Here is a 12,274-nt window from a genome sequence, read left to right as displayed (position 1 = left end):
CGACACACTCCCCAACCGCGACGGATCCCGCTATGCCCAAGGCTCTCCACCGCCTCCTCCTCGGCCTGCTTTTGCTGCTGCCCCTGAGCGCACTGGCAAGCGACGCCGACTACTTCATCGCCGCCAAGGCCAACGAGCAGGCGCGCCTGCTCCAGGACTGGGCGGCGCAACCCGACCCGGCCCGTCTCGAACTGCTGGGCGCCCTGCAGCAAGGCCGCATCGCCCCCGGCGACACCCGCAAGCTGCGCCTGAACAACCGCCTGCGCGGCCTGGTGGACAACGCCCTGGCCAGCCATCAACTGCTCAGCAACGACGCCCAGGTGCGCCTGGCAGCCGCCCAGCAACTGCAGAAAAGCGCGCAACCGGCACAGGTCGCCTTCCTCGACCGGCGCTACGCCTCCGAACCCGACGCTGCCGTGCATGCAGCCCTGGGCCTGGCCCTGGCCAACCTGCAGCTGGTTGCAGAAGATCCTGCTGTACGCCTGGCGGCGGTGCGGCTTTTGGGTGAAACCGGCGACCCCATGGCCCGCACCCGCCTCCAGGCCCTGCTCGAACCCGGGGTGGAAGCCAACGCCAACGTCCGCACCGCCGCCCAGACCAGCCTGGCACAGGTCAAGCGCAAGCTGCTGATCGGCGAGTTGCTCGGCCAGGCCTTCAGCGGCCTGTCCCTGGGCTCGATCCTGCTGCTCGCCGCCCTGGGGCTGGCGATCACCTTCGGCCTGCTGGGGGTCATCAACATGGCCCATGGCGAGATGCTGATGCTCGGTGCCTATGCCACCTACGTGGTGCAGATTCTCATGCAGCGCTACGCGCCCGGGGCCATCGAGCTCTATCCCCTGGTTGCTCTACCGGTGGCCTTCGCGGTCAGCGCCGGGGTCGGCATGCTGCTGGAGCGCACGGTGATCCGCCACTTGTATGGCCGCCCCCTGGAAACCCTGCTGGCCACCTGGGGCATCAGCCTGATCCTGATCCAGGCCATCCGCCTGCTGTTCGGTGCCCAGAACGTCGAAGTAGCCAACCCGGCCTGGCTCTCCGGCGGCATCCAGGTGCTGCCCAACCTGGTGCTGCCCTACAGCCGGATCGTCATCATCGCCTTTGCCCTGTTCGTGGTTCTGCTCACCTGGCTGCTGCTCAACCGCACCCGCCTGGGCCTGAACGTGCGCGCCGTCACCCAGAACCGCAACATGGCCGCCTGCTGCGGCGTGCCCACCGGTCGCGTGGACATGCTCGCCTTTGGCCTGGGGTCGGGCATCGCCGGCCTGGGGGGCGTGGCCCTGAGCCAGATCGGCAACGTCGGCCCGGACCTTGGCCAGAGCTACATCATCGACTCGTTCCTGGTAGTGGTGCTCGGCGGTGTCGGGCAGCTCGCAGGAAGCCTCTGGGCAGCCTTCGGCCTGGGTATCGCCAACAAACTGCTGGAGCCGCAGATCGGTGCGGTGCTCGGCAAGATCCTCATCCTTGCGCTGATCATTCTGTTCATCCAGAAACGTCCGCAAGGCCTCTTCGCGCTCAAGGGACGGGTAATCGACTGATGAACCAGCCTCTGCTTGTTACCGCCACCCGCAAGGTCGGCCCGCGCTGGACGCTGGCCGTCGGCGCGGTGGCGCTGCTGGTGCTGCTGGCCCTGCCACTGCTGTCGCTGCTGCCCGACGGGCACAGCCTGCATGTCTCGGCCTACACCCTGACCCTGGTCGGCAAGATCCTCTGCTACGCCATCGTCGCCCTGGCCCTGGACCTGGTGTGGGGCTATGCCGGGCTGCTATCGCTGGGGCATGGCCTGTTCTTCGCGCTCGGCGGCTATGCCATGGGCATGTACCTGATGCGTGAAGCGGCTGGCGACGGCTTGCCTGCATTCATGACATTCCTGTCGTGGAGCGAGCTGCCCTGGTACTGGGCCGGCACCCAGCATTTTGCCTGGGCCCTGTGCCTGGTGGTGCTGGCGCCGGGCCTGCTGGCGCTGGTGTTCGGTTTTTTTGCCTTCCGCTCGCGGATCAAGGGCGTGTACTTCTCGATCATGACCCAGGCCCTGACCTTCGCCGGCATGCTGCTGTTCTTTCGCAATGAAACCGGCTTTGGCGGCAACAACGGCTTCACCAACTTTCGCAGCATCCTGGGTTTCGAGATCACCGCGCAGAGTACCCGCGCCGTGTTGTTCCTGCTCACCGTGGCATTGCTGGTGGCAAGCCTGTACCTGGGCTGGCGCCTGGCCCGCAGCAAGTTCGGCCGGGTGCTGACCGCCCTGCGCGATGCCGAGAACCGCCTGATGTTCTGCGGCTACGACCCACGCGGCTTCAAGCTGTTCGTCTGGGTGCTCAGCGCCGTGCTGTGCGGCCTGGCAGGGGCGTTGTATGTGCCACAGGTGGGCATCATCAACCCCAGCGAAATGTCGCCGACCAACTCCATCGAGGCCGCGGTGTGGGTCGCCCTGGGTGGACGCGGCACCCTGATCGGTCCGCTGCTCGGCGCAGGCCTGGTCAATGGCATGAAGAGCTGGTTCACCGTGGCCTTCCCCGAATACTGGCTGTTCTGCCTGGGGGCGCTGTTCATCCTGGTTACCCTGTACCTGCCCAAGGGCGTGGTCGGCCTGTTGAAAAAAAGGGGCGAACAATGAGAGCCATACCACTGCCTCCGGTACATCCGGAATTCATGCTCGAACCGATCCTCGACAGCGGCAGCGGTCGGGACGCCATCGGCCTGGGCCAGGCCCGCGGCCAAGGGCTGGATGTGCGCCACGGCACGGTGCTGACCCTTGAAGACATCAGCGTGAGCTTCGACGGATTCAAGGCCCTGAATGCCCTGAACCTGTACATCGGTGTCGGCGAGCTGCGCTGCATCATCGGCCCCAACGGCGCCGGCAAGACCACCCTGATGGACGTGATCACCGGCAAGACCCGCCCCACCACCGGCAAGGCCTGGTTTGGCGACACCCTGGACCTGACCCGCATGAGCGAAGTGCAGATCGCCCAGGCCGGCATCGGTCGAAAATTCCAGAAGCCCACCGTGTTCGAGGCGCTGAGCGTCTTCGAGAACCTGGAGCTTGCGCAGAAGGCCGACAAGTCGGTGCTGGCCAGCCTGGTCGCGCGGCTCAACGGCGAACAGCGCGACCGTATTGATGAAGTGCTGCACACCATCCGCCTGTCAGGCTCGGCCTTGCGCCCGGCCGGATTGTTGTCCCATGGCCAGAAGCAGTTCCTGGAGATCGGCATGCTGTTGATGCAGGACCCGCAGCTGCTACTGCTGGACGAGCCAGTGGCGGGCATGACCGACGCGGAGACCGAGTTCACCGCCGAACTGTTCAAAGGGCTGGCCGGCAAGCATTCGCTGATGGTGGTGGAACACGACATGGGTTTTGTCGGCAGCATCGCCGACCACGTCACCGTACTGCACCAGGGCAGCGTGCTGGCCGAGGGGTCGCTTGAGCAGGTGCAGGCCTATGATCGGGTAATCGAGGTTTATCTTGGGCGGTGACTTCAGAAGCATCGCGGGGCAAAAGGACAACAACATGCTGAAAATCGACTCCCTGCACCAGTACTACGGCGGCAGCCACATCCTGCGGGGCCTATCCTTCGAGGCCAAGGTCGGCGAAGTCACCTGCCTGCTCGGCCGCAACGGCGTGGGCAAGACCACCCTGCTGCGCTGCCTGATGGGCCTGCTGCCCACCCGCGAGGGCAGCGTGCACTGGGAAGGCCAGCCGATCACCGCGCTCAAGCCGCACCAACGGGTACAGGCCGGGATCGCCTACGTGCCTCAGGGCCGGGAAATTTTCCCGCGCCTGAGCGTCGAGGAAAACCTGCTAATGGGCCTTTCCCGCTTCAGCGCCAGCCAGGCCAAGTGCGTGCCGCCGTTCATCTACGAGCTCTTCCCGGTGCTGCTGCAAATGAAGCAGCGTCGCGGTGGCGACCTGTCGGGCGGCCAGCAACAGCAGCTGGCCATCGGCCGCGCCCTGGCAAGCCAGCCACGCCTGCTGATCCTCGATGAGCCGACCGAGGGCATCCAGCCGTCGGTGATCAAGGAAATCGGCGCCGTGATTACCAAGCTGGCCGCCCGCGGCGACATGGCGATCCTGCTGGTGGAGCAGTTCTATGACTTTGCCGCCGAGCTGGCCGACCAGTACCTGGTGATGTCCCGGGGCGAGATCGTGCAGGCCGGACGCGGCGAAAATATGGAGGCCGACGGTGTGCGCGGCCTGGTAACCATTTAACCTGAGCGCCACTGCGTACCTGTTCGAGAAGCTGCCATGACCTACCTGCTGCGTGATGCCGTTACTGCCGACCTGCCGGGCATTCGCGACATTTACAACGATGCCGTGCTCAACACCACGGCGATCTGGAATGAACAACCCGTGGACCTGGCCAACCGCCAGGCCTGGTTCGACGCCCGCCAGGCCCAGCGCTATCCGATCCTGGTGGCGGTGAACGATGGCGGTGAGGTGCTGGGCTATGCCTCCTTCGGCGACTGGCGGCCGTTTGAAGGCTTTCGCCATACCGTCGAGCACTCGGTGTACATCCGCAGCGACCAGCGCGGCAACGGCCTGGGGCCTATGCTGATGCAGGCCCTGATCGAGCGCGCCCGTGCCTGCGACAAGCATGTCATGGTCGCCGCCATCGAGAGCGGCAACGCCGCCTCGATCCGCCTGCACGAACGCCTGGGCTTCACCCTCAATGGCCAGATGCCCCAGGTCGGCGTGAAATTCGGTCGCTGGCTGGACCTGACCTTCATGCAGTTGGTCCTCGACCCCGGTATGCCCCCACGCCCGATGGAGTGAAGCCCGATGAATGCTGCGCAGCTCAACCGCGTGACCCACGAAAGCTTTGCCCACTACCGCGACGGCCTGGTCGCCCTGTTGATCGATGCCGTGCGCCATGGTGCTTCGGTCGGCTTTGTGGAAGATATCGATGCGCAGCAGGCCAACAGCTACTTCGACGAGGTCAAGCAGCGCGTAGCCAGTGGCGAATTGATGCTGTGGGTGGTGAGCAAGGACAAGGAAGTGCTGGGCAGCGTGCAACTGGGGTTGTGCAAGAAGCCCAATGGCTTGAACCGGGCCGAGGTGCAGAAGCTGCTGGTGCATAGCGAGGCGCGCCGGGACGGGCTGGGACAGCAATTGATGCAGGCCCTGGAGCTTGCGGCGCGCCAGCAGCGGCGGGGGTTGTTGTACCTGGATACCGAGGCGGGGTCAGGGGCCGAGGGGTTTTATCGGTCGCAGGGCTACAGCAAGGCCGGGGAGATTCCGCAGTATGCCTGTGGGCCGGATGGCCTGTATCGGGCGACGGCCTTGTATTTCAAGGTGATTTAGCACCGCGGGACAAGCCCGCTCCCACCGAGCAGGCTGATCAACCTCAACCCTGCAAGAACCTTCCCAGGCGCTGCTTGAGCATGGAGTTCTCGCTACGCAGTTGCTGCACTTCCTCCAGCAGCTCCAGCGCCAGCGCCACTCCTTCCCACTCCAGCTCAAGTTCACGCTGCAGCCTGGCGGCACGCTTGGCCAGCACCGCGGCCTGATCGTCAAACAGCCACTCATCCGGCGTTCGGCCAGAAGGTTCGACAATGCCGTGTTCGACGATTTCGATCACGTAGGCCGCCGGTAGATCGGCTTCCCGGCAAAGGGTCTGCATGTCCAGTTGAACGACCAGGGTACTGTTCATGATCAGCTACTCCATTGTGTCCTCGGATTGAACGCCGCCTTTTCCGCCAGCTTGCTCCACAACTCGCGCGTCGCGTCGTCGCTCTGGCTCGGCATGACCACCTTCAGCTGCGCATACAGGTCACCACGCTGGCCCTGCTTGTTGGCCAGGCCCATGCCCTTGACCCGCAGGCGTTGACCGCTCTGGCTGTCCGGGCGAATGGTCAGGTTGATCTTGCCGGTGAGGGTCGGTACCGCCACCTTGGTACCCAGGGCCGCTTCCCACGGCGCCAGGGGTACGGTGATGATCAGGTCATGACCTTCGACATCGAACAGCGGGTGCGGTGCCATGCGAATGGTCAGGAACAGGTCGCCGTTAGCGCCGCCGCCAATACCCGGTGCACCCTGCCCCTTGAGGCGGATCTTCTCGCCGTCAGTGACACCGGCCGGAATCTTCACGTTCAGGGTCTTGGTGGTGTAGCCGGTACGCTGGCCACTGCCGTTGTACTGCGGCACCTGGAAGCTGATCTGCTTAGACTCGGTGGACAGGGTTTCCTCAAGGAAAATCGCCAGTTCCATTTCCACGTCCTGTCCTCGCCGACCGGTGCTGCGTTGCTGGCCGCGGCCAAAGGGATTGCCCTCGCCGCGCGCGCCAAAGATCGAGCTGAAGAAGTCGGAAAAGTCACCGCCCTCGAAACCGCCACTGCTACGGCTTTCCCAGCCCGGTGGGCCCTGGAAGGGCCGGCCGTGCTGGCCGTATTTGCGCAGTTCGTCGTACTCGGCGCGTTTTTCCGGGCTGCTCAAGGCCTCGTAGGCCTCGTTGGCCTCCTTGAATTTTTCTTCGGCGTCACGCTCTTTGCTGACGTCGGGGTGATACTTGCGCGCAAGCTTGCGGTAGGCGGTCTTGATCGCCTTGTCATCCGCCGTGGGCTCTACGCCAAGTATCTTGTAGTAGTCTTTGAAGTCCATCTAAGGAACCACCATCGGTAAATTTGATGCTGCTGTAGATGGGGGTCAAGCATAGCCTTTACAAGGCATCCGTGGGTTTGATGCAAAGCAGATAATCGGTCTTGATTCTGCTGACAGCTGGCATAAACTGCGCGGCCGTTTTTCCCCCGGACAGTACATCCCATGAGTGACGCATCCCCGGCCCGTGCCTGCGGCATCGACTTCGGCACCTCCAACTCCACCGTCGGCTGGCATCGCCCTGGCGTCGAGTCGTTGATCGCCCTGGAAGACGGCAAGATCACCCTGCCGTCGGTGGTGTTCTTCAACATCGAGGAGCGCCGCCCGGTGTATGGCCGCCTCGCCCTGCACGAATACCTGGAAGGCTATGAAGGCCGGCTGATGCGCTCGCTCAAGAGCCTGCTGGGCTCCAAGCTGATCAAGCACGACACCAGCGTGCTGGGCACCGCCCTGCCGTTCAAGGACCTGCTGGGCATGTTTATCGGCGAACTGAAAAAGCGCGCCGAAGCCAACGCCGGCCGAGCGTTCGATGAAGTGGTGCTGGGTCGCCCGGTGCACTTTGTCGATGACGACCAGGCTGCCGACCAGGAAGCCGAAGACACCCTGGCAGACGTGGCGAAGAAGATCGGTTTCAAGGAAGTCTCCTTCCAGTACGAGCCCATTGCCGCCGCCTTCGACTACGAGTCGAACATCCAGGGCGAGGAACTGGTGCTGATCGTCGACATCGGCGGGGGTACCTCGGACTTCTCCCTGGTGCGCCTGGCGCCCGAGCGGCACATGCTCGACGACCGCCATGAGGACATCCTCGCCACCGGTGGTGTGCACATCGGCGGTACCGACTTCGACAAGCAGCTGAGCCTGCAGGGCGTGATGCCGATGTTCGGCTATGGCAGCCGGATGAAAAGCGGCGCTTTCATGCCCACCAGCCACCACATGAACCTCGCGACATGGCACACCATCAACTCGGTGTACTCGCAAAAGTCCCAGCTGGCCCTGGGCAGCATGCGCTATGACATCGAGGACACCAATGGCATCGACCGCCTGTTCAAGCTGATCGAACAGCGCGCCGGACACTGGCTGGCCATGGAAGTGGAAGAGACCAAGATCGAGCTGACCCATGCCGACAGCCGCCTGGTCGACCTCAAGCGCGTCGAGCCGGGCCTGAGCGTGGAACTGACCCGCGCGTTGTTCGAAGCCTCCATCGACAACTTGCTCGAGCGCGTGCGCGGCAGCGTCAACGAACTGCTGGCCAAGGCCGGAGTGAGTGTCGAGCAGGTGGACACGGTGTTCTTCACCGGGGGTTCGAGCGGCATCCCGGCGTTGCGCCAGAGCGTGGCGGCCATGCTGCCCAAGGCGCGGCACGTCGAGGGCAATATCTTTGGCAGCATTGGTAGCGGGTTGGCGATCGAGGCGCGCAAGCGCTACGGCTGAAATCTGATCGCGGGGCAAGCCCGCTCCTGCCTGTAGGAGCGGGCTTGCCCCGCGATGCGTTCAAACCAGCTCAGCCTGCCTCAGCTCACTCTTCAGGTACGCGTAGTAAATCGGCCCCGCCACCACGCCCGGCAAGCCGAACGCCGCCTCGCACACCAGCATCGCCAGCAGCAGTTCCCACGACTTGGCACTGATCTGCCCACCGACAATCCGCGCGTTGAGGAAGTACTCGACCTTGTGGATAACTATCAGATAGCCCAGTGCCGCCATGGCCACCCAGATCGACAGCGACAGGCCGACGATGGTGATCAAGGTGTTCGACATCAGGTTGCCAATGACCGGCAACAGCCCGAGCAGGAAGGTCAGCACGATCAGGGTCTTGGTCAACGGCAGGTGCACGCCGAACATCGGCAGTACCACCGCCAGGAAGATCCCGGTAAAGAACGTGTTGAGCAGGGAGATCTTGATCTGGGCGAAGACGATGTTGCGAAACGCCTGCACCAGCAGCGCCAGGCGATTGAACAGCGCCGCCGCCAAAGGCTTGCGCCGGGAGATATCGGGGATTCGCTGCAGGGCGACGATAGCCCCCAGGATCATGCCGATCAGCAGGGTGACGAACATGTGCGCCGCGCCCTTGCCTACCAGTTGCAACTCGCCCAGGTGCGTCTTGAGCCACTCGCCGATGGCCACCTTGAACTCGGCCGCACTGGCCGGCAAATAGGCGTCGACGAAAGGCGGCAACTGGCCTCGGGCCTGGTCGACCAGCAACATGAACTTGTCCAGCGACGCGCCTGGGTTCTCGGCTTCGTGCAACAGAAAGCTGATGGCCCCGGCAAACACCAGGGTCAGGGTGCTGACCACCAGTGTGCCGAGCAAGGCCACCGCCAGCCAACGCGCCCGCTCCCCGGCGATCAGGTGCTGCAGCTTGGGGGTCAGCATGTTGACCAGTTCGAACACCAGCAAGCCGGCCAGCAGGCTCGGCAACAGCTTGAGCGGCAGCGCCAGCAACAGCCCGGCGAACACAATGATCCAACTGGCCAGTTTGATCTGGCGCGGAGTGAAGGTCATACAACCTCAAGGGCAACTGCAGGAAAAGGCGCAGTCTGCCAGCCTTCGCCGGGCAGGCATAGTGCCACGGCCGCTGCATTGGCAGCGGCTGGTCCAGGTCAGGTTCGGCGGCTCATTTTTTCTTCAGGCAATCACTCATGAACGCCTTGCGCTCATCGCCCTTGAGCGCCTTGGTAGTGGCGTCGGCGTTGCAGGTTTTCATCTTTTCCTGCTGGGTGGCGGGCTTGGCCTTGAGGCAGTCACTCATGAAGGCTTTGCGCTCATCGCCCTTGAGTGCCTTGGCGGTGGCGTCGGCGTTGCAGGTTTTCATCTTTTCCTGTTGAGCCGTGGCGGCGAAGCCCTGCGAACACATCAACACGCCCAACAGCAGCAGCGGTACACGCACCCACTTCATAGTGTTTCTCCTCGTCGCAGCGCCCGTCGCGCCGCCTCGCCGTGAGTGTAGACAAATATTCCTACATCCCGCCGGCACGGGCCTGGCGCCGGTACTGCTCGGGCGTGCAGTGGGCGTGGCGCTGGAACATGGCGATAAAAGCCGATGGGCTGCTGTAGCCCAGGTCAAAGGCGATCTGCTGGATCGGCAGGTTCTGCTCCAGTGCCTCGATGGCGCGCAGGAACCGTAGGCGCAGGCGCCATTCACCGAAGCTCATGCCCAACTCGCGCAAGAACTGCCGCGCCAGGGTGCGCTCACTGACATGCACGCTGGCGGCCCAGTGGGCCAACGGACGATTGTCGCCAGGTTCGGCATGCAAGGCCTGGAGCACAGCGTGCAGGCCGGCGCTGCGGGCATAGGGCAAAAAGCATGTCTGGGTGGGCGCCTGGCGCAGTTGATCCACCAGTACCTGGGCCAGTCGGCAGTCGGCTTCGCTTTCGGGGATGTTCACGTCGCGGCGGGCAAAGTCGCCCAGAATCGCCTTGAGGATTTCGCTGATCACCAGGGTGCAGGGCTGCGCCGGGAGCGTTTGGCACAGCGGGCGGTCCAGATACACCGAGCGGTAGACGATGGCCTGGGGGTTGTAGCAGCTGTGCTCGGTGTCCGGCGGCACCCACACCGCATAGTGCGGCGGGGAGATGAAGCGCTGCCCGTCGATCTCCAGGTGCATGATGCCGTGGGCGGCATAGTTGAGCTGGCCCCAGGCATGACGATGGGCGGCGCTGTGGGTGTCGGCACCGAACTCGTCGTAGCGAAAGTACACCGACGCCGGCAAGGCGTCGAATTGCGGGATGTTGACGTATTTACGTGCCATGGTGTCTGGATCGATGGGCCGGTTGTCTGGATGCAAGTATAAGCAACAAGACAGACAGGCGGATAATAACCCCCTGTACCCTCAAGAGTTCCTGCTTCATGAATTATGCGTTTCCACTGCTGGCCATTCTGATCTGGGCTGGCAACACCGTTGTCACCAAGATGTCGGCCGGCGCGATCTTTCCGGCCGAGATCGGCTTCTATCGCTGGCTGCTGGCCGGGTTGCTGTTCACCCCGTTCCTGCTGCGGCCGATGCTGCGCAACTGGGCGCAGATCCGCCCCCACCTGGGCAAGATCTTCATCCTCGGCGTGCTGGGCATGGCGGTGTACCAGAGCCTGGCGTACTTCGCCGCGGCGATCACCAGCGCCACCAACATGGGCATCATCCTCTCGCTGATGCCGTTGATGTCGCTGGCCATGGCCATCATCAGCCTGGGCCAGCGCCTGACGTTCGGTGCGTTGCTCGGTGCGCTGGTGTCGTTTGTCGGCGTGCTGGTGGTGGTGTCGGCGGGCGACCTGGGCGTGCTGCTGCAACACGGCCTCAACGGTGGCGATGCGCTGATGCTGATCGCGACCCTGGCCTATGCGCTGTACAGCACGCTGCTGAAGAAATGGCAGCTGCGCCTGGCGCCCCTGCTGCTGCTTTACCTGCAGGTACTGGTGGCGATCATCGTGCTGTTCCCGCTGTTCCTGTTCTCGGAGAAGACCGGCCTGGGCACGGGCAACATCGGCCTGGTGCTGTACGCCTGCGTGCTCGCCTCGATGGTCGCGCCGCTGGTGTGGATGCAGGCAGTCAGCCGCCTGGGGCCCAGCCGCACCACGCTGTTCTTCAACCTGCTACCTGCGGTTACCGCGGTAATCGCCGCGGTTGTACTCGGTGAACAGCTGGCCTTGTACCACCTGTTCGGCGGCCTGCTGACCCTGGCCGGGGTGATCCTCGCCGAACGCTGGAAAACCCCGGTACGCCGCGTCCGTGCTACAGCCCCGCAGCCTTGAGCCGCTCGGCGTGCTCGGTGAACAGGCGCACCGGATCAGCGCCCTTGCCCACCGCGCCCAGAGACTGATTGACGATGTCCAGGTGGTCGAGCGGGTAGTCATCGCCGATCACCTGCCCCAGGTGCGAACTGTAGCGCCCGACCATACCGTCGCACTGCCCCGCCTCATGGACGAAGGTGCGGGCGAACAGGCGGCAAAAGCGGTTGCTGCCGTCCAGGCGATTGAGCCCGCTGTCCGTCAGCCCCGGCTGCAGGGTGCCTGACCAGGAGTAGTAGCGCACGCCGTTGACCTCGGCCGGCCCTTCGCCGCCCCAGGTGGTGGGCAGGCCCTGTGGATGAGCCTGGTTGAACAGCGCAACGCCGGCACGGGTCAGCGAATGGTGCGAGGCATGCACATCGATAGGCAGCTTCGGCCCGCGCCAGCCGGTTTCCAGCCACCCCATCAACACCCCCAGGCCATGCAGCACAGCCTTGATCAATCGCCCACCGACAGAGTCGGCGGGATACTTTTCATGCAGGTAGTCCGCCAATTCCGAGCCGTGGTTGGGCCCGGCGATGGACGTCACCGAGGCGACCCACTCCGGGCGTTTTGCAGCGGCATAGCGGGCCGTCAGCGCGCCCTGGCTATGGCCCAGCAGGTTGACCTTGTCGACGCCGTGGCGTTGGCGAATGTCCTCGATGATCCGCAGCAATTGCTCGCCACGCACCTCGCTGGAGTGGATCGGCGACACCTGAATGGCAAATACCCGGGCGCCGCCCCGGCGCAGGGCCGAAACGATGCCGAACCAGTAGGGATAGAGCAGCAGGCGGACGAAGCCGAGCATGCCCGGCACCAACACCAGTGGATAACGTGTGGCAAGCGCTTGGGCCATGGCTGCATTCCCCATTCCGTGGACAGTCGGGCCACCCTACAGGCACTACGATTGCAATCGCAATCGAACTCCCGAC

The 12,274-nt window shown here is 64.0% G+C and carries 14 protein-coding genes; 8 read left to right on the top strand and 6 right to left on the bottom strand.

The window, feature by feature from the left end; translation table 11 throughout:
• The first annotated feature begins 32 nt into the window (after positions 1-32).
• From urtB to NPS58_RS22330, 6 genes are read left to right on the top strand one after another with little or no spacing between them, the layout of a single operon-like run.
• A complete protein-coding gene (urtB, locus tag NPS58_RS22355) occupies positions 33-1,532 on the top strand; it encodes an urea ABC transporter permease subunit UrtB (RefSeq protein WP_274117435.1) in 1,500 nt (499 codons plus the stop codon).
• Complete coding sequence (urtC, locus tag NPS58_RS22350; RefSeq protein ID WP_274117434.1) at positions 1,532-2,611, top strand: urea ABC transporter permease subunit UrtC; 1,080 nt, start codon at positions 1,532-1,534, stop codon at positions 2,609-2,611. Before urtB ends, urtC begins: the two co-directional genes overlap by 1 nt.
• Positions 2,612-2,646: 35 nt before the next feature.
• Entirely contained in the window at positions 2,647-3,468 is an 822-nt protein-coding gene (gene urtD, locus NPS58_RS22345) for an urea ABC transporter ATP-binding protein UrtD (RefSeq protein ID WP_274117593.1), read from the top strand.
• A gap of 34 nt (positions 3,469-3,502) precedes the next feature.
• Positions 3,503-4,201, top strand: a complete 699-nt coding sequence (gene urtE / locus NPS58_RS22340) for an urea ABC transporter ATP-binding subunit UrtE (protein WP_274117433.1) — start codon at positions 3,503-3,505, stop codon at positions 4,199-4,201.
• Between the two features lie 36 nt (positions 4,202-4,237).
• Positions 4,238-4,765, top strand: coding sequence for a GNAT family N-acetyltransferase (locus NPS58_RS22335; protein ID WP_274117432.1), 528 nt, complete (start codon positions 4,238-4,240; stop codon positions 4,763-4,765).
• Positions 4,766-4,771: 6 nt separating this feature from the next.
• Complete coding sequence (locus tag NPS58_RS22330) at positions 4,772-5,293, top strand: GNAT family N-acetyltransferase (protein WP_274117431.1); 522 nt, start codon at positions 4,772-4,774, stop codon at positions 5,291-5,293.
• Between the two features lie 43 nt (positions 5,294-5,336).
• Here NPS58_RS22330 and NPS58_RS22325 read toward each other — a convergent pair whose 3' ends face one another.
• Positions 5,337-5,642 carry a chaperone modulator CbpM gene (locus NPS58_RS22325; RefSeq protein ID WP_274117430.1) on the bottom strand — a complete coding sequence of 102 codons (306 nt, stop codon included), beginning with the start codon at positions 5,640-5,642 and terminating at the stop codon, positions 5,337-5,339.
• A 2-nt stretch (positions 5,643-5,644) separates the two neighbouring features.
• Positions 5,645-6,589 carry a curved DNA-binding protein gene (gene cbpA, locus NPS58_RS22320; RefSeq protein ID WP_274117429.1) on the bottom strand — a complete coding sequence of 315 codons (945 nt, stop codon included), beginning with the start codon at positions 6,587-6,589 and terminating at the stop codon, positions 5,645-5,647.
• Positions 6,590-6,751: 162 nt separating this feature from the next.
• Between cbpA and NPS58_RS22315 the strand changes: the two genes are divergently transcribed.
• Positions 6,752-8,017 (top strand): Hsp70 family protein, encoded by a 1,266-nt coding sequence (locus NPS58_RS22315; protein ID WP_274117428.1) that lies wholly within the window; start codon positions 6,752-6,754, stop codon positions 8,015-8,017.
• Between the two features lie 60 nt (positions 8,018-8,077).
• Here NPS58_RS22315 and NPS58_RS22310 read toward each other — a convergent pair whose 3' ends face one another.
• The 3 genes from NPS58_RS22310 to NPS58_RS22300 all read right to left on the bottom strand — a co-directional run bounded on the left by NPS58_RS22310 (position 8,078) and on the right by NPS58_RS22300 (position 10,332).
• On the bottom strand, positions 8,078-9,085 hold the full coding sequence (locus NPS58_RS22310; RefSeq protein WP_274117427.1) for an AI-2E family transporter: 1,008 nt from the start codon (positions 9,083-9,085) through the stop codon (positions 8,078-8,080).
• 112 nt (positions 9,086-9,197) lie between these two features.
• On the bottom strand, positions 9,198-9,479 hold the full coding sequence (locus tag NPS58_RS22305; RefSeq protein ID WP_274117426.1) for a PsiF family protein: 282 nt from the start codon (positions 9,477-9,479) through the stop codon (positions 9,198-9,200).
• A 61-nt stretch (positions 9,480-9,540) separates the two neighbouring features.
• Complete coding sequence (locus tag NPS58_RS22300) at positions 9,541-10,332, bottom strand: AraC family transcriptional regulator (protein WP_274117425.1); 792 nt, start codon at positions 10,330-10,332, stop codon at positions 9,541-9,543.
• Positions 10,333-10,430: 98 nt separating this feature from the next.
• Between NPS58_RS22300 and NPS58_RS22295 the strand changes: the two genes are divergently transcribed.
• Positions 10,431-11,327, top strand: a complete 897-nt coding sequence (locus NPS58_RS22295; protein ID WP_274117424.1) for a DMT family transporter — start codon at positions 10,431-10,433, stop codon at positions 11,325-11,327.
• Here the strand turns inward: NPS58_RS22295 and NPS58_RS22290 are convergent.
• Positions 11,308-12,198, bottom strand: a complete 891-nt coding sequence (locus tag NPS58_RS22290) for a lipase family alpha/beta hydrolase (protein WP_274117423.1) — start codon at positions 12,196-12,198, stop codon at positions 11,308-11,310. The two genes, NPS58_RS22295 and NPS58_RS22290, sit on opposite strands and share 20 nt — an antisense overlap.
• Between the last annotated feature and the right edge of the window lie 76 nt (positions 12,199-12,274).

Source organism: Pseudomonas putida, assembly GCF_028682455.1.
In the GTDB taxonomy this organism is placed as follows: Bacteria; Pseudomonadota; Gammaproteobacteria; order Pseudomonadales; family Pseudomonadaceae; genus Aquipseudomonas; species Aquipseudomonas putida_AA.
Note: the sequence above shows the minus strand (reverse complement) of the source record. Positions and strands in the feature narration are given on the sequence as shown.